Raw genomic sequence first — 21,534 nt, 5'->3', positions numbered from 1 at the left:
ACTTTATCTTTTCATTTTACGTTTTTCCATAACGAACAAATTTGGTTACTTTTATTGCCTTAATCAGCCTTGTTTCATGAAGCGGACCTATTTAATCAGTATGCTCTTTTTAGCCCTGTTTGTTTTGGGCGCTTGTTCCTCTCAAAAACATTATCGTTTAGGAACAGTTTCTTTTGAAATTGGAGAATACTACCGGGCCACCGAAAAATACCGTAAAGCTTACCGCAAGGATGACAACCTGCAGCATAAAATGGACATGGCTTACAACATGGCTGAAGCCTTCCGCGCCACGGGAGAATATGGGAAAGCAGCCATTTGGTACAAAAATGCCATCCGACGCCAGCACCCCGATTTCAAAGCCCTGCTTTATTATGCAGACTGTTTGCGGGCCACTCAAAAATACGATGAAGCCATTGAAGCCTACCAGCAATACCTCGACTCCGTCCCCAACGATGTGCAAGCAATCAATGGGTTGGATGCCTGTCGTTACACCCGCGACTGGGAGGAGAATCCCTCCCGCTATGTGGTTAATCCGGTGCGCGAGCTCAATTCCAAATACAGCGACTATGCGCCTGTTTTTGTGGGCGGACGCGACAATGAAATTTTGCTGACTTCTACCCGTGAAAATACGGTAGGTAAAAGGCAAAGCGCCATCTCCGGAAGTTACTTTGCGGATATATTCCGGGCCGAATACCAAATTCAACGGCAAAGATGGGGAGCACCGGTTCTGGTTGATGAATCGGGCATGATCAACTCGCCCAATGAAGAAGGAGCCGTTGCCCTGTCGGAAAATGGTGACGAAATGATTTTCACCCGGGCTCGTTATGACAAGCAAACCGACTTGGGGGCTGAACTCTACCGCGTAAAAATGTCACGGGGCAATTGGTCTGAGCCCATAAGGCTGGACTTGGTTGGTGACAGTCTGATTGCAGCTCATCCTTCGCTGTCGGCCAATGGAGACACCCTTTATTTTGTGTCGGACAAACCCGGCGGCTATGGCGGCAAAGACATCTGGATGACAACAGCCAGCGGAAACACCTTTTCCAATCCGGTGAACCTGGGGCCTAAAATCAATACGCCAGGAAATGAGGTTTTCCCAACCATCCGCTCCAATGGCGAGCTTTATTTTTCTTCAGACTACCACATGGGCATGGGCGGACTCGACATTTTTAAAGCCACCCGCAATGAGGAAGGCGAATGGCACATCCAGAACCTGAAGTCGCCCATCAACTCCACGGGTGATGATTTTGGCATGGCATTTATTGAAGGCGAAGAGACCCGCGGGATGTTTGCTTCAAACCGGAAAGGTTCGCGGAGCGATGATATTTACTCCTTTTATTTGCCTCCTAAAGTTTTTCGTATTGCCGGTGAAATTTATGACAAAGAAACCAATCAACGGTTGGATGGCGCCCGCATCCGGATTATCGGAACGGATGGCACCAACCTTAAAATGCGGGCTGACAATGGGCAGTTTCAACTCAAACTGAACCCTGAAACAGAATACGTTTTTGCAGCGTTTAAAGACGGCTACCTGAATGATAAAGGGCGCGAATCCACCATTGGTTTGGAAGACAGCCAGGATTTCCGCGTCAACTTGTACCTCACCCCTACCGATGCGCCCATCAAAGTTGACAACATCAACTACGAGTTTGGAAGCTGGGAACTACTGCCCCAATCGGTCAATGCCCTGGACAGCTTGGTAACAATTTTGGAAATGAATCCCACCATTACCATCGAGCTGATGTCGCACACCGACTTTGTGGGTTCCGAAGAGTTCAACTTCGACTTGTCGCAAAAACGTGCCCAAGCCGTGGTTGATTACCTCATTCAAAAAGGCATTAATCCTGAACGACTGGTGGCCAAAGGCTACGGCGAAACCTGGCCCAAGAAAGTAACACGCAACATGGCTCGTCAATATGATTTTCTGAAACGAAACGACGAGCTAACCGAGGAATTCATCAACCAACTTAGTCCGGAACAACAAGAAATTGCCAAAGGACTGAACCGACGTACGGAGTTCCGGGTTCTTTCAACCGATTTTTACGAACGCTTTGCACCCGAAGTCGAGAAGTAATTGTTCCACCGAATTCCGGAATTTAAACAGAGCCAAAATCCGCCCCGTTAGTCAGATAAGAAGGACACTCTGAACAATACTTTAAATTCGAAACAAAATTTCGCCAATCGTTTTTAAGACGTGCGAAAGTGACGTATTTTTGTAGGTCGATTTATTCAATAGATCGATACTATTGCGTAATGTTGCTTTCAACTAAAAGAGAAGAAATGACCAAAAAATATTTCCCGACGCTCCAGAATGTTAACCGGGCCAAATTGACCCTCAACGAAATTTTATCGTCCACTCCCCTCATGGAAAACATGAACCTGTCGGAGCAGTTTGGAGCCTCCGTGTTTTTAAAACGCGAAGACCTGCAGATTGTGCGCTCCTACAAAATTCGTGGTGCCTACAACAAAATCAAAAGCTTGAGCCAGGAAGAGCTGAGGAACGGCGTAGTATGTGCCAGCGCCGGAAACCACGCGCAAGGTGTGGCATATTCGTGCCAAAAGCTGGGGATTCACGGGAAGATTTACATGCCCACCACCACGCCAAGACAGAAAATTAAGCAGGTGCAAATGTTTGGACGGGAGTTCGTGGAAATTGTTTTGATTGGCGACACTTATGACGATGCCAGTACGGAAGCCTGGAAAGACTGCACAGAAAATAAAAAGACCTTTATTCACCCCTTTGACGACCCCTTGATTATTGAAGGGCAGGCCACCACAGCCCTTGAAATTCTGCAGGATTCAACCCGGCAGATTGACTACCTTTTTGTTCCCATTGGCGGCGGCGGACTGATTGCCGGTGTAGGCAGCTATTTCAAACAGGTTCATCCCAGCACCAAAATCATCGGGGTTGAGCCTGCCGGAGCACCTTCCATGTCCGAATCGCTGAAACAAGGCAAAGTTGTTACCCTTGAAAACATCGACAAATTTGTTGATGGCGCAGCCGTGCAACGTGTTGGCGAAGTTACTTTCGACATCTGCCAGCAAGTGATTGATGACATCGTACTGGTTCCGGAAGGCCGCATCTGCACCAAGATTCTGGAACTGTACAACCGCGATGCCATTGTGATTGAGCCGGCCGGAGCCCTTTCCATTGCCGCGCTGGACTATTACGCCGATCAAATTAAGGGGAAAAACGTAGTGTGCATTGTTTCGGGCAGTAACAACGACATTACCCGTACCGAAGAAATTAAAGAACGCTCCCTCTTGTTCGAAGGATTGAAGCATTATTTCATCGTTCGTTTTCCGCAGCGGGCAGGCGCATTGCGCGACTTTGTAGAAAACGTACTTGGCCCTACCGACGACATTACCCACTTCGAATACACTAAAAAGAACAGCCGTGAACGAGGGCCTGCTTTTGTAGGCATCGAGGTGCAGGACCACAAGGATGTGGAAGGACTGCTAAACCGAATGAAGGAAAATGGCTTTGTGTATGAATATGTGAACGACAAACCCGACTTGTTTCAGTACTTGATATAGAAGGCAGAGGGCAGAGAGAGAAGCGGTAAGAGAAAGACGGTTCTGTACTTATGCACAAAAACAAGGCTCAGGCGAAGGCAAAGGAAGTTGATGTTTGTCTTATGTTTCCTGGCTCTTGATTCTAATGCTAGTGGCTCAAATAGTTAAAAGTCTGGAGTCTAAAATCTAATATCTGGAAGTCTTCGCTCTTATCTGGAATTTGAAACTTGAAGCTCTGGATCTGAACCTTATCCACAGGCAAACCGTTGATTAGCTTGATGTAAAATAAGTCAACGCAATAAACTAACGCCTGTTCTTATGCCAGCCGAACCACTGAAAACCATTGATGAGGTCATTGAAACCCTGGATCAGATTATCCAGCACTGCGAACACAATAACGATCCTTCCGGATACTTTGCAGCCTTATACCAGAAGGTCACCCTCAAAGTAAAAGAAGGAATTGAAAACAACTATTTTGACGATGGTCCCCGCATGGAGGTGCTCGATGTCCTGTTTGCCCAACGGTACATCGATGCCTGGGTAGCCAGCCGGGCCGGACTTCCGCTAACCCGCTCCTGGCAAAGAGCCTTTGACTTATCAACCAGCTACTGGCCCATTGTTTTGCAGCATCTGCTCATGGGCATGAACGCCCACATCAACCTCGACTTAGGCATTGCCGCTGCCCAAGTATCACGAGGGAAAGAGCTGAATAAGCTGCACAATGACTTCAACCGGATCAATGAAATTCTCTCTTCGCTGGTGCATGAAGTGCAGGATGACCTCTCTCAGGTTTGGCCGGCCTTGAAATGGATTCTCAAATGGACCGGGAAAGTGGACGACTACCTGGTGGACTTCAGCATGCAGCTGGCCCGCGACGGAGCCTGGAAGTTTGCCGGTTTGTTTTTCCATACACCAGACCATGAGTTGGAAGCCTGCCTTCAGAAGCGCGACCAACAGGTGGCCGACAAAGTAAGCGTTGTGCTCGAACCCGGATTAATTGCCAACGCCGTTCTGGCCTTGGTTCGCCTGACCGAACGTGGCTCCGTTTCCCAAAAAATCGGAAAGCTAAAACACACAAAACCTTTCGCTTAGTTAAGCTCTTCTTGCTTCAAACAGGCCTGCCCGCTCGTCCAATATTACCAAATCAATAATCCTTTAAAAGAACCATCAGCCGCAGGCTACAGCCCTGCCGTCAACTCGATTTAATTCTTAGTTTTGCGCCGAATTTAAAAGAAAAATCAACACAACTAAAACACCTGTTAATGAACAACACAAAACTAGGAAACCCTGCCGTAGTAGGCTTGGCAGGATTCGGTTTAACAACCCTTCTGCTTCAATTTCACAACCTCGGATGGATCGGACTGGGTCCGGTACTTGCGATGGGTTTCATCTTTGGCGGACTGGCTCAGCTGGTAGCCGGTTTTCTGGAGCAAAAAACAGGCAACAACTTTGGTTTTGCCGCTTTTTCAAGCTACGGTGCATTCTGGATCGGCCTCGGACTGATCTGGCTGTTCAACCACTTGGGCATTTACGAATCGTCGCACACCGACGTTGGTTTTTTCCTGCTGGGATGGACCTTGCTCACGTTCATTTTCTGGATTGGCACATTCTTTATTCACCGTGCCATGTTTATCACCTTTACAACCCTTTTACTTGGTTTCATCTTCCTCGATCTGGGGCATTTCGGATGGCCGGTGATGAACCAGGTAGCAGCAGTCGTTCTGATCGTTTGTGCCTTCTCGGCCTGGTACATGATGGGCGCTATTATTCTGAATGATCTGGCCAAACGCACCATCCTACCCGTTGGGCAAGCGCTGATCAAGACAAAATAAAGAAAGCACCAGAACAACATTGAAAAGTATTGACGGATTCTATTCCCTCAATACTTTTTTTGTTTCTACCCAAAACCTTAAGCATCAAAAAAAGCCTTCCGATTTGGAAGGCTTCTTATCTTTAGCTCAGGATATCTAACATCCTGTTATTTTCAGAAACGGAAGTAGTAATACCACTACTCGGTTGCTCCTGCTTCGCCCACATAAGCCACTGGCTTGGAAGTCATAAAGAACTCCAGCTTTCCGCCTTTCATCAGCTCATCGTGCGTGAAGAATGGTTTATCAAGCTCTTTACCATTCAGCACCAACTTCTCAATATATTTGTTCTCTCTTGAATTATGGTGGGCTACAATTTCAAAAACACCACCCGGAACGTGAATTTTAGCCTGATCAACAATCGGACGGCCAATGGTGTAGGTAGGATCACCCGGACAAACCTGGTAAAATCCAATGGCATTCAGCACATACCAGGCCGACATTTGACCGCAGTCTTCGTTCCCGATAATTCCGGCCGGCGTGGGCAAGTAAAAATCATACAAAATCTGGTCGAGGTAGTTCTGGGCTTTCCAGGGTGAATTGGTCCAGTTGTACAGAAAAGCCATGTGGTGGCTGGGCTCATTGCCGTGCGCATACTGTCCGATTAGCCCGGTAATATCGCCCGAGGCATTTTCGCCCACAATTTCAGAACTGGTGGTAAACAGCGTATCGAGCTGGGTTTCAAAATTGGCTTTCCCGCCATACATCGCAATATGGTTTTCAATAGCATGTGGCACAAAATAGCTCCACTGGTAAGCATTCCCTTCTACATAATCGCTTCTTTCGTGTTCCGAAAAGCGGGGTTGGAAAGGAGTTCGCCAGCTTCCGTCGCCATTTTTTCCGCGCATAAAGCCGGTGCTTTCATCAAAATACAGCTTGTAGTTTTCCGACTTTTTGAAATAGCGCGCGGCTGTTTCCTCATCGCCGGCTGCCTCGGCTATTTGGGCAATACACCAGTCGTAATAAGCCATTTCAACGCCATACGACACCGATTCAGAAATAGAGTCGGCCGGAACAAAACCATATTTCTCCTTGAAATAAATGTGCTTCGACATCACATTCTCTTCGCGTGTTCCCTTCACCTTTTCCAGCCATTCGGGTTGGTAGGTGGATGAAGTAACAGCCGCTTCGAGCCATGCTTTTAAATCGGCTTGCGGCACCAAACCTTTGGCCAATGCATCAGCCAAAACCGAAGTGGCCGGATACCCCACCATGGTTCCGGTGTAATTCGAAGCCAGCGGCCATTTAGGTAACAAGCCTCCTTCGCGGTATTTCTGCACCAGCGATTCAGCCCATTCCCCGGCCTTTTCAGGGCGGATAATGGTCATCAACGGATGAAAAGTCCGGAAAGTATCCCACAACGAAAACACACTATAGTTGGTAAATCCATCAGGAGCTGTCCGGATCGTTTTATCCATTCCGCGGTAGCGACCATCAACATCCTGGTAAGTAAAAGGCGCCATCATGGAATGATACAGCGCGGTATAAAAGTTAGTTTTTACGTCGTGGTCATCGGTACTGATTTCAATGCCCTGCAACGCCGCTCTCCATTCGTCTTGCGTCTGGGCAACCGTAGCTTCAAAATCCCAGCCCGGCAATTCGGCCTGCATGTTTTGTGCAGCTCCTTTTTCGTCTACAACCGAAAGGGCCACTTTTGCCAACAAGGGCTCTTCTGCATTGGCAAACTGAAAATGCAGTTGAATATCACGTCCTGTTAGTTCGCTTTTATCGGTTTTTTCGTTTTCCGAATACACGGTCAATTGCTCGAAAGGCTCGGCAAACTCAATGCGGTAAGCCATCAGATGATCGCTGGCCCAACCACTTGTTTTCTGCACACCCTCCAGGGTTTTATCATCAATTTTGCGGAACGAGTTTTCAACAATGCGGTGTCCCCAGTTGGGTTGAAGGATGTGCCCCAGGTTCAGCATCAGCTTTCTTTCCGAAGCTTTTGCGTAACTATACCGATGGAAGCCAACCCGCTTGGTAGCCGTCAGCTCGGCGGTAACACCGAAGTTTTTAAGCTGCACCTGATAGTAACCGGGAGTCGCCGATTCGTCCTTCTTGTCGAAGGCGCCAACAGGCTTTTGCTCATCGGTATTGGAGTACGGAAGCAACAGGACATCGCCCAAATCGCCAATGCCGGTGCCACTTAGGTGGGTATGGCTAAATCCGTAAATGGTAGAGTCTTCGTAATGATAACCACTGCTGGCATCCCATCCCATAATATGGGTGTCGGGACTCAGTTGAACCATCCCGAAAGGAACGGTTGCCCCGGGGAAAGTGTGCCCGTGAAATCCGGTCCCGATAAAGGGATCGACATACTGTAGCGGGTCAAAATTTGATTCAGTTGTTGAACTTGGTGTACAGCCCGTTAGAAAGGCTGCCAACAAAAAGACAAATAGGCTCGTTTTCATTTTTCTTATTTTGCTTTACGAGGCAAAAATAGGATTTCCTGAATAAAAGGCCAGCCGATCCGCTTCTTTTTCAGCAATGATCGTACCCCTGCAAAGTGCAACAAAAACAAATGGTCAGTTCGAGGGAACAGTTTGGGGCATGGTTGGGGCCAACGCCTCAGAAAAACCTTCCGTTTAAAACGGCAGGTTGTCAAGGTCTACATTGCCGCCACTGAGGATGATTCCTACTGTTTTGTTGGTTACAACGACCTTGTTTTCGAGAATGGCTGCCAAAGGGACAGCAGAAGATGGTTCCACAATGATTTTCATGCGCTCCCAGATCATGCGCATGGCCTGTACAATGCCCCGTTCGGAAACGGTGACAATCTCATCGGTCTTGCGCTGAATGATGCGAAAATTCATTTCGCCAACCGAGGTCAGCAAGCCATCGGCAATGGTTTTGGGGTTGACTGACGGAATCAGCTTGTTGGCATGAAACGAGCGATAGGCATCATCGGCTCCTTCGGGTTCGGCAGCAATTACCAGGCCTTTGGGATTTAGTTCGCGTCCGGCAATGGAAGTTCCACTCAACAAGCCACCACCACCAATGGGGCAAAGCAAAATATCCAGCGGCCCGACCTCTTCCAACAGCTCTTTAGCTGCTGTTCCTTGTCCGGCAATCACATCAAAATTGTTGTACGGATGAATCTCAGTCGCTCCGGTTTTAGCCGCTATTTCTGCCAATGTTGATTCGCGGCTGGCCAGCGTTGGCTCACAAAAGGTGATTTGGGCACTATAGCCTTCCACCGCCTTTTTCTTGATGGAAGGCGCATTGCTAGGCATCACGATGTAAGCGGGCACGCCACGCATCCGCGCTGCCAAAGCCAAAGCTGCAGCATGGTTTCCGGAGGAATGGGTGCACACCCCATGCGCCACCTGCTCGTTGCTTAATGAAAACACCGCATTGCAGGCCCCCCGAAATTTAAAGGCACCTACTTTTTGCAGGTTCTCGCACTTAAAATACAGCTGCGCACCTGTTATTGCATTGAGCGAACGGGAAGTGAGCACCGGCGTACGATGCACCAAGGAACGAATCCGTTCATGCGCTTGAACCACATCGGTATAATCGGGTAGTTTCATAGAATAAAAACTAAGACTTTTAGATACTAGATTTTAGACTCCAGACTTTTAACTACTTGCTCCACTTTCTTTAGAAACAAGAGCCAGGAAACAGAAGGCAAACATCAACTTCCTTTGCCTATACCTTCTCCTGTGCCTTGTTTTCGTGCATGAGTACAGAACCATCCTTCTTTTCAGCTCTGCTCTTTGCCCTTACCACTTGGCTCTCTGCCCTTCCCTAGGCCAACTTCTTACAAACGTGGATCACCGGCTCTGCTGCCGACAAGTCCACCAGCTGGGGAACAATTCGTGTAAAATGCTCCGAAGCCATATGCTGATTTAACAGCGACTTGCTTTCCCACTCTTCCAACATCATCAGTACCTCGGGGTTTTGGCGGTCCTGCACCAACTCATAGCGGATGCAACCTGCTTCTTTCAAGGTTTCCTGAACCAGCTCCTTCGCTAAGTTTAAAAACGGATCAAATTGGGTCTCATTCACCGCAAAACGGGCAACTACTTTTATTGTGCTCATTGTTTGTATTTTAGTTTTAATTACATGGTCAGCTCTCTCCCGAATAGACAATTGTCGACCTCGCTTACCTAAACAAGGTTCATAAGTGCATTCGTTCATAAGTACAGAACCGTCCTTCTCTTACCTCTTTGCCCTCTGCCCTTCCTATCCCATTCGGGCTATCAGGTTAGTCAGGATCAGAGTCATGGAAGGCTCGGAACGCATGGCAACTTCCTGCACCTCTTCGTGCGATATTTCAACAATTTCGCCAGGCACACCGCTATCGGTTATAATGGAAATACCAAACACTTTCATATCCATATGGCGGGCAACAATAACTTCAGGCACGGTGGACATGCCCACTACGTCGCCACCTAAAATGCGGAACATCTTGTATTCGGCCGGTGTTTCAAACGTTGGTCCCTGCACGCCCACATAAACCCCTTCTTTCACTTCTATTTTGTTTTTCAGGGCGATGAATTTGGCCTGGTCGCGCAGTTCTTTGCAATACACCTGGCTCATATCGGGGAAGCGAGGTCCCAGTTCATTTTCATTTTTACCATGCAGCGGATGCTCCGGAAACATGTTGATGTGGTCGCTGATAATCATCAGGTCTCCCACTTTGTAATCAGGGTTAAGCCCTCCGGTAGCGTTGGAAACAATCAGATTATTGATCCCCAGACGCTTCATCACCCGAACCGGGAAAGTCACTTCCTTCATGGAATAGCCTTCATAATAATGAAAACGACCTTGCATGGCCAGAATTTTCTTGCCACCCAATTCTCCGTAAATTAAAGTGCCGTTGTGCCCATCAACTGTCGATACGGGGAAATTTGGAATTTCCTTATACGGAATCTTCGTTTCAATCGCTATTTCATTGACCAGGCCGCCCAGTCCGGAGCCCAGAATGATCCCTACTTCAACGTTGCCTTTGATACGTTCGCTTATGTAATTCGCGGTTACTTCTATTGTCTTTAACATAGCCTACAATTGTTTTGTTAAAACTTTTTCCTTCGTGATCCAGAAATTTAATTTTCAGTGGGACATAGTAAAATTGCGATTGAATGGCCTCCGGGAAACTGGTTTCATCCCGAAGTCGCATGGCATCTTTTTCCGTGGTCAGAATAAGCGGATTGCGGTCCTGGTATTTAGCCAGTCGCTCTTCAATCATCTTTAAGTCCTTGGCGGTAAAATGATGATGATCTCCAAAAATCAGTTCATCCACCAAAGCAAACTTGCCGGCCACATAGGTTTGCCACAACTGCGGATTCGCAATCCCGGACAGCAAAATAACCGGCCTTTTCAGGTCCTCATCAGCCAAAGGCTGTTTGATCGCGTCCGGAAAAACAGGCATCGGATCACCATACTCCATGGTTGTAAAATACAAGGATTGGTAAGGCCGAAGGTTCACATCTTTCATAATAATCCGCCGGGTAATGGGTGTGATTTCATCCGGACATTTGGTATAAATGATGATGTTGGCCCGTCGACGCTGGTATTTGCGTTCGCGCAGACGCCCCACCGGTAGCAGTTCGTCTTTATCAATCGGACGGTTATAGTCAATCAGCAGAATGTTGATTCCCGGCGTCACCTTCCGGTGTTGAAAGGCATCATCCAGCAAAACCGCATCGGGTGAATTGGCTTCGTCCTTCAGCAGCTCCTGAATTCCACGCACTCGTTTTTCGTCAACAGCCACCGTTACCTCCGGAAATTTTTGTTTAATCTGAAGCGGCTCATCGCCCACCTCCCGGGCTTGCGAAGTGGTTTCTACCAAGCGAAATCCTTTGGTTTTGCGCTTGTAGCCCCGACTCAGGGTAGCCACCCGAACATGCTTTTTCAGCAACTCCACCAAGTATTCGGTATGCGGTGTTTTTCCGGTCCCCCCAACTGTAATGTTACCAATGGAAATCACCGGGATTTCAAATTCGGTGGATTTAAATATTTTGTAGTCATACAGGCTGTTTCGGATGTAAACAACCAGTCCGTAAATCCATGAAACAGGGTATAATAAAAATTTTAGCATAGTTGAATTTTGTTCTACGAAGTTATTAAAATTCATACATAAAAAAAGAAGCTGCCACGAGGAACAACTTCTCTTTTCATCTTGTTAGTTAACCGAACAAAATCGCTGTGGGGGAACAGTTCTGTCCGCCCGTTCAGACCGATTTAATCCAGCTGAATATCATAAGGCATGCGGGCCAATATGCCGCGTGTTTGCTTCATCCGCTTCAGGTGCTGATAAACCGGATAAGCATCTCCAAGTTCTTGTTTTACAAACCACATTTGTGCCGATCCGGACATCTCTTTCAGCCATTCTTCAAACGGATCTTTAATCTCAGGTAAGGCCTTAATGCGGTAACGATCCAGTCCGGCCATTTCTTTAGCCAACTGAATGGCATCGGTTACGCCCCCATACTGATCAATCAGGCCAATTTCCAAAGCATCAGGACCTGCCCAAACCCGGCCTTGCCCCACTTCATCCACCGCCTCCATGGTCATGCTGCGCCCTTCGGCCACCCGACCGGTAAAGGTGCGATAGCCTTCTTCAATGTAATTTTGCATCAACGCTTTCTCAAATTCAGTGAGCGGACGGGTAAGCGATAACATGTCGGAATGAGCATTGGTATTCACCACATCCTGTGTAATTCCCAGCTTATCCGTCATCAACTCTCCGGCGTTGGGAATCACCCCGAAAATACCGATGGAACCGGTGATGGTTGTCCGGTCGGCCAAAATGGTGTCGGCCGCCGCTGCAATGTAATAACCACCTGAAGCGGCCACATCGCCCATCGATGCAATTACCGGCTTAACATCAGCCGCCAGTTTTACCTCACGCCAAATGACTTCCGAGCCATAAGCACTTCCTCCCGGCGAGTTAATACGAAGCACAATGGCCTTGATGGAACTGTCGCGACGAGCCTGACGAATGGCACGTGACAACTCTTCCGAGTCTACCCCATCGTTTCCGGAGCCCGGCATATCGATACCACCACTGGCATAAACCACCGCAATTTTGTCGCGAGCCAGTCCTTTACCATCCGTTGGTGCAGGTACCCGGGAGTAATCATTCACGTCAACAACCCGTACATCTTTGCTTTCGCGGGTTCTGGTAAGTTGTTTCAAATCATCAATCACCTGATCTTTATACTTCAACGAATCCACTAGGCCTTGCTCTAAAAGGTAATCGGCCAATTGGAAAGTCGTTACCTCGTCAGCTAAGTCGCGCAATTTTTCGACTGAAACTCCGCGTGAATCGGCAATATCTTTCAGCATTTGAGTCCATAAGCTGCCAATGTATTTTTCAGTTTGCAAGCGGTTTTCCGGGCTCATTTTTTCCAACAGGTAAGGTTCAACTGCTGCCTTAAATTTCCCGTGACGAATCACCTGCATTTCAACGCCTACTTTTTCCAGCGCATTTTTAAAGAATAAATGCTGCGAGCTCAAACCTTTCAGCTCCAACATTCCTTTCGGGTTCATCACCACCTGATCGGCAACCGATACCAGGTAATAGGCTTTTTGCGACAAGGCCTCGCCATAGGCATAAATAAATTTGCCACTTTCCTTGAAGTCCAGCAACGCTTTCCGGATTTCTTCAACAGTCGCCAACCCGGCATTAATCATTGACGGATTCAGGTAAATGCCTTCTATCTTGTCATCCGTTTTGGCTTTCTCAATGCAATTCAGAATATCCTCCAAGCCAATTTGTTTCGTTCCGCTAAAGCCCGGAAGATCCAGATCACTGAAAGGACTTTTATTGGTTCGTTCCACAATTTGGTGTTCCAGGCGAAGGATTAGCACGGTTTTATCCTTGACGGCAACCGTCTTTTCACTCATGGAAACCAGGGATGAGAAAATCCCAATGGACAAAATCATCATTAAAAAACCGGCAATCATCACGCCCACAATTGTTGCCAGGGTATACTTCAAAAAACTCTTCATAATGCTTATTTATAGCTTGTGGTTTCTAACTTTGTATTTCTTATGAATATGTACGAAAATACACAATTAGTTACAATAATAATCTAAACATGGCCAAGGTTTTTTTGCTTTTGGGAGGTAACTTAGGAAACAAAAAAGTAATTTTTAATCAGGCGCTTGCCTTGTTGGAAGAGGCCGTTGGTAAAATCGAACAACAATCAGCCATCTATGAAACAGAGCCCTGGGGCTTTGAGTCCGAGGATTTGTTCTGGAACCAGGTCGTTGTGCTTGAGACCCGTCTGGATGCTGACAGCCTGTTGCAAGAAACCCAGCAAATAGAGTACCAATTGGGACGCGTGCGGCATGGAGCACAATACAGTTCGCGCTTGATTGACCTGGACATCCTCTTTTACGACCAGCTCATTCTGAATCAACCCCGGCTTGAAATCCCGCATCCCCGCATGGGCGAGCGGCGGTTTGTGCTGGAGCCGCTGGCCGAAATTGCCCCTGACTTCATTCATCCTGCTTCAAAAAAAACAATTGCTCAATTACTTGCCGAATGCACGGACCAATTGGCGGTGAAAAAACTGGACGCCTGATTTATCCAATCAGCAGGCATTTCCACTCCACGGCAGAATAAGATCTTTCAAAAAAGTGCTACCTTGTTGCCCTAAACAACTAGTTCAAACTAAAATTTTAAAAGCGCGATGGCTAAACGAACACCATTCCCAAAAGTATTTTGGGTAGCCAACACCATTGAAGTGTTGGAACGCTTTGCCTATTACGGCATTTACATGAGTTTTGGAATTTACCTGGGACAACTGGGCTTTTCCAAAGGTGATTTGGGGGCAATCCAAAGTATCTTTCTGGCCCTCTCCTATCTTATTCCCCTTTTTTCAGGGACTTTTGCTGACCGGTATGGCTTTAAAAAGATGTTGCTCATCTCGTACATGGCCTACCTTCCAGCCATTTTACTGCTCATTTTAACCCAAACCTTCAACGGGATAGCCCTGACCATGCTGACTATTGGTTTTGCGGCCGGTATTTTTAAACCCCTGATTTCGTCAACGGTACGGGCGACTACTGATTCGACCAACAAAACGCTGGGTTTCGGTATTTTCTACCAAATGGTTAACCTGGGTGCTTCGTTGGGACCAATCGTTATGGGTAAGCTGCGCGGATGGTCATGGGATTATGTGTTTTATACCGCTGCCGCGACGGTGGGTTTGATGTTTATCATTACCCTGCTTTTTTACAAAGAACCTGAGCGGGAACTGGAAGGTGTCACCCTTCGCCAAAAGTTCAGGGATATGGGCGAAGCGCTTTCCAACCTCAAATTTTTGAGTTTTCTGATTTTACTGGGGGTATTTTTCTGGCTTCCCTTCTGGGCTTTTTTCAACGTACTGGCCGTGTATATCAACGATTATCTGGATACCGCATCGCTATACGAATCGGTTCGCATGGTAACCGGCACCGGTATTGCCCAGTTCATTTCGAGCCAGGAAGAAGGCGTATGGCGGATTAACGCCGAAGCCATTTCGCACACCGGCTACATCATCATCGTTTTTCAATTGCTCATTTCCCGGATTTTTGAGAAGCGGGCTGCCATTCCTTCCTTTATGATTGGCTTGCTGATTGCAGCGGCCGGCTTTGTGGTGCTCGGACTTTCTGTGACCTCTGCAAGCGGCCTAGTGTTTCTTGGCGTATTTTTATTTGCCGTAGGTGAAATGATTTCCTCTCCCCGTATTCAGGAGTACATCATGTGGATTGCACCGAAAGAGAAAGCTGGGTTATACATGGGAACCAATTTTCTGGCCACCTTCATCGGGGCTACACTCAGTGGTGTTTATACCTGGCTGATGGGAATTTACGAATCTTCCGGTCATCCGGAATACATCATGTACACGCTGACAGTACATACCCTGTTGGGCATTCTGGCCATCTACCTGTTTGTTAAAAAGCTGGGCGAGTTCCAGGAACGAACCGAATAAGGCAATCATCAGACAAGTGAAGACATAAAAAAACCGGGCAACACCCGGTTTTTTCTATTGTGAATTATCTTAACGCTTATTCGTTATTTTCTAGTGTGAATCAGCTTTGGGGCCAAAAGCCAAATCGCCTGCATCTCCCAATCCGGGAACAATGTATGATTTAACGGTCATTTCGTCGTCAATGGCACCAACCCAAAGTGTTACATTTTTGGCTTTAATTGTCTCCTGAACGTATTCCACCCCTTTCTTACTGGCAATAACCACCACCAGGTGTACATGTGTTGGATCACCTTTTTGCAAAAGTGCTTTGTATCCCATTTCCATCGAAGCGCCCGAAGCCAACATCGGATCCGAAAGAATTGCTACTTTTTCATCCAAGTCCGGCGATGCCAGGTATTCAAACTCAATATGAAACTGCCCTTGATCATCATACTTCCGGTAAGCCGAGATAAACGCATTTTCAGCCCGGTCAAAAATATTCAGCAAACCTTGCTGAAGAGGCAATCCGGCACGTAAAATAGTTGCCAGAACCGGTTGCTGGTGCAGAGTTGGAACTTTAGCCACACCAAGTGGTGTTTTTACTTCTTTTACTTTAAAATCGAGCGTCTTGCTGATTTCGTAAGCAAATATTTCGCCAAAACGTTGTAAGTTTTTTCGAAATCGAAGAGGATCCTTCTGAATCTCGTGATCTCGTATCTCTGCAATGTATTGATTGAAAATGGAATTCGACTCGCTCAGGTTGATTACTTTCATGTCCAAAAAATTTTGCCGAAAATAACGATTTTTTTCTTTTTAGAGGGGCTTAAGTAAAGATAAAATCCCCTTCACCGTCCTGAATTTTGCGCATCGCTGCAGAAATCGGGAAAGAAGAATAAATTCCTTGTTCTATTCTCTTATGAAACAGAAATGGGTTCGCATGTTTCTGAATCTTTTTTGCCAGCTCGGGCTCCAAAATTGTCAGAATTTCAATTTTTTTCCGCACCGAAAGCTGAATCAGAAAACGAGCGGCTACCCACAATGAATTTTGCGGCAACTGCAGATGAACGGTTTTCAAATGGCCATCACGAATTGAATAAATCAGAAAGCCAATCAACCGCCGCCCCTTCATGAATTTGACCGTTTTGTAATGAAACTGGCTGGCATAGGAAGAAAACGGATAGTTCGGCAGCCAGTCCTTTTTCGCAGTGGATACCCAAGGATAGGCAAAAATCCATTCCAGTTCTTTTTGCCCACGCTCAAACAGGTAACTATCCTTTTTGGCTTCAACCAAGCGATAACAAGCCTCATCCGGCAAGTCGAGCACATCAATATTGAGCTGCTTCCAGCGGCGGGGATGATACAGCAAGCGCATCAGGTTGGCCAAAAGACGAATGAACACATCCACAACTTTAAAGAAAGGCGTCATCCCCTTAAACCGATCGCGCAGTAAGTCAGCGGTTTTGACAAAAAAGTAAAAGCGCACGCCATCCTCCAAAAACATCGGCGTAAAGTATTCTGATTTTAGGTAAACCTGGAGCGAAGCAGGCGCATAATTGGTAAACAGCAAGCGCTCCTCCCAATCTTTCAAGGCCTCGGTCAGCAGTTGTGTTGAATACCCCCGACGTCGATAATCGGGATGAACCCAGTTTCCACTCAGCCAGGCAATTCGCTTGCTTTGGTTCATCAGGCGGGCAGGATAAAGAGTTCGAAAAGCAATCAGCTTTGTATCATCGTGAAGCAGGTAAAGCACCGGATCTTCCGCCTCTGCATGCGGATTATTAACATAGGAGGCTACCCGGGCCGGACTAATGGGTTTTGTTTCCAAATCCCGAAAAAAATCACTCGTTAGAAATGACTCTAACTCCTGCAACCGAATCTTCTTCAATTCCATGATCTATTCTCTTTTTACCACATGTTTATTTACCAATCGTTTCATTTGAAACGACAAAAATTCCATTTTCACAAGTTGGCTGGCACAAGCAAAACCGTCCTGCTCCATGGCCAGCCGCTGATAATGTTTCTTTTCCGGATCTAGCTTCAGACCGGCCGTACCAAAGGTCAGATCGCATAAACGCTCGCGCCGAATGGCATCAAACACATCGCGCGACACCCCTTCATCGGTAAACGGAAAAGCAAATGCTTTAACGGCAGGCGAAAAATTGGCCGTCAGCCACTCCATACTTTCCCTGATTTCATCCAGCTGATGTTCTTCATCCAAGAGCCAGAATTCCGGATGATCCCAGCTATGAGCTCCCACCGTAAAACCATCCTTTTCCAACTGATGCAGTTGTTCCAGGGTCATGTAAGGACTTTCCTTTTGCAGATAGGCTTCCCAATCCAGGCCAACGTCTTCGGCCATCTGGTCCAGCGAAAGCAAATCGGCATAGGTATTTTGCAGATCAGAAGCCACCCCTTGTTTGGCAAAAAACTGATGCAAAACCGCTGCTTTATACCGGTGAAAAAGATCGTGATTATCGACAAAAGCCGGGTTGACGAAAAAAGTAGCCGGAACACCCTTCTCCTTCAAAATAGGAGCAATCACCTCATAACATTCCCGCAAGCCATCATCAAAACTAAGGTGAAAGGTATTCCTCAGATTGTGACCTTTGTAAAGCTCTTCAAGCGATATGGGGTCAAAATGGGTCAACAAAAAGTCCAAGTCTTTCTTGAACCGGCTGATTGACGGGAAACGGTAATTGTACTGAAACGGGTGTTCCCCATCTTTCACTATGTGATAAAAAGGCAGCAGTACAGGCACTTCCTCACCCGAACCTAAAGAGGCAAGTGAAAAAGGTTTAGCCACCGCTGTTAATATTTTGTTTCTGATGTTCATTTTTTAAGCCATTTTAACCACCACGGCAACCGGTTGTACCGGTAGTGATGGTACTTTTCGGGGCTTGCCCCAAATCCTGTATATAGTCGGGCAACGCCCGGTATTTGTGATCCTTCAAAATCCAGCAAGTACTCTTTGCCGGCGTTCTCCTGAATAAACCGGTCAATCAGGAAATACATGGCCTGGTACTTTTTACCTTCCGCACTGCTGATAGCACTCAGGTAAGTTACCCGGTATTTGTCCCGAATAAAAAAGGCAGCTGCACAAAGCTCATTGCCGGGCGAATAAACGCCATAGATTTGCCCCAGGCTTCGGCTTAGCGCAAAGGCCAGAATATTTCGCAGCTTCTGCATTTCCTTCTCCGACAAACGAACCTGTTGGTTTTTCTTTTTAAAACGCAGGTATTCTACTGCTGAAATACTGCTCACCAAACTCAATTGGTGCTTGCTGGCTTTTTTAAGTTTACGCCGGGTATGTTGCGAATAATTACCGGCCATTACCTCATAACTATCCACGAGCGACAACAACAGGTTTTGCCGTTTTTCATACCCACCAACACTGTCTACCGGAAGTTGCATGGCGTTCAGATTGATTTCGGCAAACGAAAACCGCCGGGCCACTTCCTGTAAAAACAGCTGACTGACTTCCCTGGTTGGTGTTGGAAAAATGCCGAGTTGCTGACAAAACAAAGGTTGGTACAAATAGCGAATGCCGAACTTCTGGCGGTAAGTCAAGGGCATGACATACCGATAATTCCCCATCACCAAAGCATCCCAACGGTCGCAAAGCTTGTCGAGATACCATGAGCGGGCATAAATCAAGCTATTGGGCGCATTGTCCAAACACCGATCCCATTGGTCGGTATCAATCGCTTCATAATTGACGTAGCTAATTAGTTCCTGATTCATCCTTGTACTTAATCGCCTGTTCTGTCATCTGTTCAAACACGGTACGCCATCCTTTCCATTCTCCCCGGTCACTCAGACTTTCATTATGCCATAAACATATAAAAGTTCCCCCGTATTCCCGAATTTCCTGCATTAATTTTCCAATGACCTCCAATGCCTCGTCAGGCGCAAGTTTCAGGTAATTTTTAAGCGTGACATCCATGAGCTGAAAAGGGTGAATCCGAAGCGTGGTTTGCTCCTCTTTTTTCAGGTCATAAAACCAGAAGGAGCTGGAAGTTCCTGCGCGAAATCCACACTGGTCGGCATACCCCATGGTATAATCATGTTGAATGCCTGCCTTGATTAAACGCCGGTATGTGGTTGGAAGCACCAGACGCAAAAAATGCTGACGCGAGGCTTCCACCTTATGCTGAGTAATAGTCTCCAGGGTTCGGATCTCCTGCCGAAGTTCCTTTTTCCTTTTTGTTGACCGGTAGGAAGGATGAATGCCCAATTGAAAATTGGCACTTAGCTCTTTTATCAGTTTTTGAAGTTCCTCATTGTCAGGCGACACATTCCGGTCGTATTGACTTGTTTTGCCTAATAAAATAAAAAAGAGAAGCAGCTCTTTTCGCTCCCCATACAGCTCGCGAATGTAATCGTAAGTATCATACGGATCGTGCAATTCTCCTCGCAACACCTGCATCCGTTCTTCCAGCAAATGCTTTTCGCCTTTGAGCAAACCACGCACAAAAGCGCCAGCCGTGCGCCACCATCCTTTGTTTTTATATGCCCAGGCATTATCAATATCAATGGTTGAAAGAAAATCAAAGCGAGGTTTTTCATAGTCAAATCCAGGATAATGCATCTTTATTTCATGAGCAATAAGTTGCGCCCACTGATTAACCACCGGCTTATCCAACAAATGATTGCGATACAGCACACTATGATGCGACGGATAACGATGATGTTCATCCAGCTCGCGCATCAGGTACTCCTCGTACCGACTCAGCAAATAAAAACTGGCTGCAAAAGGATCAAATGGTAAAAAAGAATCACCTGAGGATTCAAAAAAATACACTTCTTCCTTATAGGGCACTGCTTCCAGACTATGAAAATTAATGGTATGTTGAAAAAGAATCGGATGTGGATGCATCTGTAACGGACAATCCAGTGGAAGCAAGGAATAATTTATCTTCGGAAACTGGCTTTCATTAAACTCATGCAGGTCGGTTGTCAACAAAAAAGGAACGCCCAGGATTTCGGAAAAAATAAAATCAAAGGTGTATTGCAAGCGATTGGTTATTTCCTGAGCAAATACAACAAGCATAATTGGTTTTTAAAGTAAAGCCTCATCAGCAAAGCTAAGATACTGATCGTGGGCAATAATGACATGATCGAGCACTGTAATTTCCATTAATTCGGCAGCATCCTTAATTCTTCGGGTTACTTTTTTGTCAGCTTCGCTGGCAGCGCAGTTTCCCGAAGGATGATTGTGGCATAAAATCAAGGAGCAGGCTAATTTTTCAAGGGCTGTTTTCAAAATCAGCTTGACATCAATCACCGTCCCGGTAATGCCGCCTTGGCTCACCATAAATTTATCGATAACGGTGTTGGAACGGTTGAGCAATAAAATCCAAAATTCTTCATGAGGAAGATCTTCCAGCAGAGGCCGAAAATAGTTTGCTGCATCACGACTATTGACTATGACCGTTTTGGCCGGGGCATTTTCTTCTTTTCGGCGCCTCCCCAATTCCAGTGCAGCCAGAATATTCACAGCTTTGGCCTCTCCAATACCATTAAACTTAAGCAGGTAGGAGGCATCTTTTTTACTGAGCGTCGCTAAATCATTGTTCACCGTTCCCAAAATACGGCGGGATAATTCAACGGCCGATTCTTTCGAATTGCCTGAGCCAATTAAAATGGCCAGCAATTCAGCTTCCGACAGGGAGCGTGTTCCTTTGGTCAACAGTTTTTCCCGTGGCCGGTCTTCCACGGCCCACTCTTTAATACTTGGTTTCTTGTACATGATGGTGCTGTTGTGCTAAACCAAGTTATGAAGAATGAGAGAAATAATGAAATCCATCCTTCAGTTCAGAGCAAAAAAAAGCCTCTTCTTTCGAAGAGGCTTCCTTAATATCTTGTGTTTGCTTATAACTTGCTAACGTGTGAAGTTAATTTTGATTTCAAATTGGCTGCTTTGTTTTTGTGAATCAAATTCTTCTTAGCCAATCGATCAATCATAGAAACAACCTTTGGAAGTTGCGCTACGGCTGCTTCCTTTTCGCTTATCGCACGAATATCACGAAGCGCATTACGCATAGTCTTGGCAAAGTACTTATTGTGTACTTTCTTTTTTTCGTCTTGACGAATTCTTTTTTTAGCCGATTGATGATGTGCCATTTTCTGTTTCTTCTGAATAAATAAAATTAGTAGCCCGTAGGGGATTCGAACCCCTGCTACCAGGATGAAAACCTGGCGTCCTAACCCCTAGACGAACGGGCCATCATGTCTGTTCC

The 21,534-nt window shown here is 46.5% G+C and carries 19 protein-coding genes and 1 tRNA gene; 6 read left to right on the top strand and 14 right to left on the bottom strand.

The window, feature by feature from the left end:
- Nucleotides 1-76: 76 nt before the first annotated feature.
- The 4 genes from porE (at nt 77) to ACRD6K_RS01100 (ending at nt 5,348) form a co-directional block, all read left to right on the top strand.
- On the top strand, nt 77-2,074 hold the full coding sequence (gene porE / locus ACRD6K_RS01115) for a PorE family type IX secretion system protein (protein WP_430971720.1): 1,998 nt from the start codon (nt 77-79) through the stop codon (nt 2,072-2,074).
- 206 nt (nt 2,075-2,280) lie between these two features.
- Entirely contained in the window at nt 2,281-3,537 is a 1,257-nt protein-coding gene (gene ilvA, locus ACRD6K_RS01110; protein ID WP_430971719.1) for a threonine ammonia-lyase, read from the top strand.
- A gap of 297 nt (nt 3,538-3,834) precedes the next feature.
- Nucleotides 3,835-4,608, top strand: a complete 774-nt coding sequence (locus ACRD6K_RS01105) for a DUF5995 family protein (RefSeq protein ID WP_430971718.1) — start codon at nt 3,835-3,837, stop codon at nt 4,606-4,608.
- A 170-nt stretch (nt 4,609-4,778) separates the two neighbouring features.
- A complete protein-coding gene (locus tag ACRD6K_RS01100; RefSeq protein WP_299578295.1) occupies nt 4,779-5,348 on the top strand; it encodes an acetate uptake transporter in 570 nt (189 codons plus the stop codon).
- Between the two features lie 176 nt (nt 5,349-5,524).
- Here the strand turns inward: ACRD6K_RS01100 and ACRD6K_RS01095 are convergent, their stop codons facing one another.
- From ACRD6K_RS01095 to sppA, 6 genes are all read right to left on the bottom strand, one after another.
- The gene (locus ACRD6K_RS01095) at nt 5,525-7,798 is read right to left on the bottom strand and encodes a GH92 family glycosyl hydrolase (protein ID WP_430971717.1); all 2,274 of its coding nucleotides are present in this window, start codon (nt 7,796-7,798) and stop codon (nt 5,525-5,527) included.
- Nucleotides 7,799-7,972: 174 nt separating this feature from the next.
- Nucleotides 7,973-8,917: a pyridoxal-phosphate dependent enzyme gene (locus ACRD6K_RS01090; protein WP_430971716.1), complete on the bottom strand. Its 945-nt coding sequence runs from the start codon at nt 8,915-8,917 to the stop codon at nt 7,973-7,975.
- Between the two features lie 217 nt (nt 8,918-9,134).
- Nucleotides 9,135-9,428, bottom strand: coding sequence for a putative quinol monooxygenase (locus ACRD6K_RS01085; RefSeq protein ID WP_430971715.1), 294 nt, complete (start codon nt 9,426-9,428; stop codon nt 9,135-9,137).
- A gap of 144 nt (nt 9,429-9,572) precedes the next feature.
- The gene (locus ACRD6K_RS01080; RefSeq protein WP_430971714.1) at nt 9,573-10,388 is read right to left on the bottom strand and encodes a purine-nucleoside phosphorylase; all 816 of its coding nucleotides are present in this window, start codon (nt 10,386-10,388) and stop codon (nt 9,573-9,575) included.
- On the bottom strand, nt 10,327-11,430 hold the full coding sequence (lpxK, locus tag ACRD6K_RS01075; protein WP_299578300.1) for a tetraacyldisaccharide 4'-kinase: 1,104 nt from the start codon (nt 11,428-11,430) through the stop codon (nt 10,327-10,329). Before lpxK ends, ACRD6K_RS01080 begins: the two co-directional genes overlap by 62 nt.
- Nucleotides 11,431-11,573: 143 nt before the next feature.
- The gene (gene sppA / locus ACRD6K_RS01070; RefSeq protein ID WP_430971713.1) at nt 11,574-13,346 is read right to left on the bottom strand and encodes a signal peptide peptidase SppA; all 1,773 of its coding nucleotides are present in this window, start codon (nt 13,344-13,346) and stop codon (nt 11,574-11,576) included.
- Between the two features lie 89 nt (nt 13,347-13,435).
- Here sppA and folK point away from each other — a divergent pair, with 89 nt between their 5' ends.
- Entirely contained in the window at nt 13,436-13,924 is a 489-nt protein-coding gene (gene folK, locus ACRD6K_RS01065; protein ID WP_430971712.1) for a 2-amino-4-hydroxy-6-hydroxymethyldihydropteridine diphosphokinase, read from the top strand.
- A 108-nt stretch (nt 13,925-14,032) separates the two neighbouring features.
- Nucleotides 14,033-15,316, top strand: coding sequence for an MFS transporter (locus ACRD6K_RS01060; protein WP_299578303.1), 1,284 nt, complete (start codon nt 14,033-14,035; stop codon nt 15,314-15,316).
- 90 nt (nt 15,317-15,406) lie between these two features.
- Here the strand turns inward: ACRD6K_RS01060 and upp are convergent, their stop codons facing one another.
- From upp to ACRD6K_RS01020, 8 genes are all read right to left on the bottom strand, one after another.
- The gene (upp, locus tag ACRD6K_RS01055) at nt 15,407-16,069 is read right to left on the bottom strand and encodes a uracil phosphoribosyltransferase (protein WP_299578304.1); all 663 of its coding nucleotides are present in this window, start codon (nt 16,067-16,069) and stop codon (nt 15,407-15,409) included.
- Between the two features lie 49 nt (nt 16,070-16,118).
- Nucleotides 16,119-17,186, bottom strand: a complete 1,068-nt coding sequence (locus ACRD6K_RS01050; protein ID WP_430971711.1) for a GNAT family N-acetyltransferase — start codon at nt 17,184-17,186, stop codon at nt 16,119-16,121.
- Nucleotides 17,187-17,189: 3 nt separating this feature from the next.
- The gene (locus tag ACRD6K_RS01045) at nt 17,190-18,128 is read right to left on the bottom strand and encodes a polysaccharide deacetylase family protein (RefSeq protein WP_299578306.1); all 939 of its coding nucleotides are present in this window, start codon (nt 18,126-18,128) and stop codon (nt 17,190-17,192) included.
- Complete coding sequence (locus ACRD6K_RS01040; RefSeq protein WP_430971710.1) at nt 18,125-19,036, bottom strand: hypothetical protein; 912 nt, start codon at nt 19,034-19,036, stop codon at nt 18,125-18,127. Before ACRD6K_RS01040 ends, ACRD6K_RS01045 begins: the two co-directional genes overlap by 4 nt.
- Nucleotides 19,017-20,345, bottom strand: a complete 1,329-nt coding sequence (locus tag ACRD6K_RS01035) for a polysaccharide deacetylase family protein (RefSeq protein WP_430971709.1) — start codon at nt 20,343-20,345, stop codon at nt 19,017-19,019. Before ACRD6K_RS01035 ends, ACRD6K_RS01040 begins: the two co-directional genes overlap by 20 nt.
- Nucleotides 20,346-20,354: 9 nt before the next feature.
- Nucleotides 20,355-21,044: a RadC family protein gene (gene radC / locus ACRD6K_RS01030; protein WP_430971708.1), complete on the bottom strand. Its 690-nt coding sequence runs from the start codon at nt 21,042-21,044 to the stop codon at nt 20,355-20,357.
- Nucleotides 21,045-21,166: 122 nt separating this feature from the next.
- Entirely contained in the window at nt 21,167-21,418 is a 252-nt protein-coding gene (rpsT, locus tag ACRD6K_RS01025; RefSeq protein ID WP_299578310.1) for a 30S ribosomal protein S20, read from the bottom strand.
- Nucleotides 21,419-21,448: 30 nt separating this feature from the next.
- Nucleotides 21,449-21,520, bottom strand: a tRNA-Glu gene (locus ACRD6K_RS01020).
- Between the last annotated feature and the right edge of the window lie 14 nt (nt 21,521-21,534).

This window comes from Sunxiuqinia rutila, assembly GCF_050589705.1.
GTDB classification, from domain to species: domain Bacteria; phylum Bacteroidota; class Bacteroidia; order Bacteroidales; family Prolixibacteraceae; genus Sunxiuqinia; species Sunxiuqinia rutila.
The sequence above is the reverse complement of the archived record's forward strand: the minus strand, read 5'-3'. Positions and strand labels throughout refer to the sequence as shown.

Coding starts and splice junctions, on each gene's coding strand:
- lpxK (WP_299578300.1), bottom strand. CDS start 11,430: ATGCTAAAATTTTTATTATACCCTGTTTCATGGATTTACGGACTGGTT.
- upp (WP_299578304.1), bottom strand. CDS start 16,069: ATGAAAGTAATCAACCTGAGCGAGTCGAATTCCATTTTCAATCAATAC.
- ACRD6K_RS01085 (WP_430971715.1), bottom strand. CDS start 9,428: ATGAGCACAATAAAAGTAGTTGCCCGTTTTGCGGTGAATGAGACCCAA.
- ACRD6K_RS01035 (WP_430971709.1), bottom strand. CDS start 20,345: ATGCTTGTTGTATTTGCTCAGGAAATAACCAATCGCTTGCAATACACC.
- ACRD6K_RS01050 (WP_430971711.1), bottom strand. CDS start 17,186: ATGGAATTGAAGAAGATTCGGTTGCAGGAGTTAGAGTCATTTCTAACG.
- radC (WP_430971708.1), bottom strand. CDS start 21,044: ATGTACAAGAAACCAAGTATTAAAGAGTGGGCCGTGGAAGACCGGCCA.
- rpsT (WP_299578310.1), bottom strand. CDS start 21,418: ATGGCACATCATCAATCGGCTAAAAAAAGAATTCGTCAAGACGAAAAA.
- ACRD6K_RS01100 (WP_299578295.1), top strand. CDS start 4,779: ATGAACAACACAAAACTAGGAAACCCTGCCGTAGTAGGCTTGGCAGGA.
- ilvA (WP_430971719.1), top strand. CDS start 2,281: ATGACCAAAAAATATTTCCCGACGCTCCAGAATGTTAACCGGGCCAAA.
- porE (WP_430971720.1), top strand. CDS start 77: ATGAAGCGGACCTATTTAATCAGTATGCTCTTTTTAGCCCTGTTTGTT.
- ACRD6K_RS01080 (WP_430971714.1), bottom strand. CDS start 10,388: ATGTTAAAGACAATAGAAGTAACCGCGAATTACATAAGCGAACGTATC.
- folK (WP_430971712.1), top strand. CDS start 13,436: ATGGCCAAGGTTTTTTTGCTTTTGGGAGGTAACTTAGGAAACAAAAAA.
- ACRD6K_RS01040 (WP_430971710.1), bottom strand. CDS start 19,036: ATGAATCAGGAACTAATTAGCTACGTCAATTATGAAGCGATTGATACC.
- sppA (WP_430971713.1), bottom strand. CDS start 13,346: ATGAAGAGTTTTTTGAAGTATACCCTGGCAACAATTGTGGGCGTGATG.
- ACRD6K_RS01095 (WP_430971717.1), bottom strand. CDS start 7,798: ATGAAAACGAGCCTATTTGTCTTTTTGTTGGCAGCCTTTCTAACGGGC.
- ACRD6K_RS01060 (WP_299578303.1), top strand. CDS start 14,033: ATGGCTAAACGAACACCATTCCCAAAAGTATTTTGGGTAGCCAACACC.
- ACRD6K_RS01045 (WP_299578306.1), bottom strand. CDS start 18,128: ATGAACATCAGAAACAAAATATTAACAGCGGTGGCTAAACCTTTTTCA.
- ACRD6K_RS01105 (WP_430971718.1), top strand. CDS start 3,835: ATGCCAGCCGAACCACTGAAAACCATTGATGAGGTCATTGAAACCCTG.
- ACRD6K_RS01090 (WP_430971716.1), bottom strand. CDS start 8,917: ATGAAACTACCCGATTATACCGATGTGGTTCAAGCGCATGAACGGATT.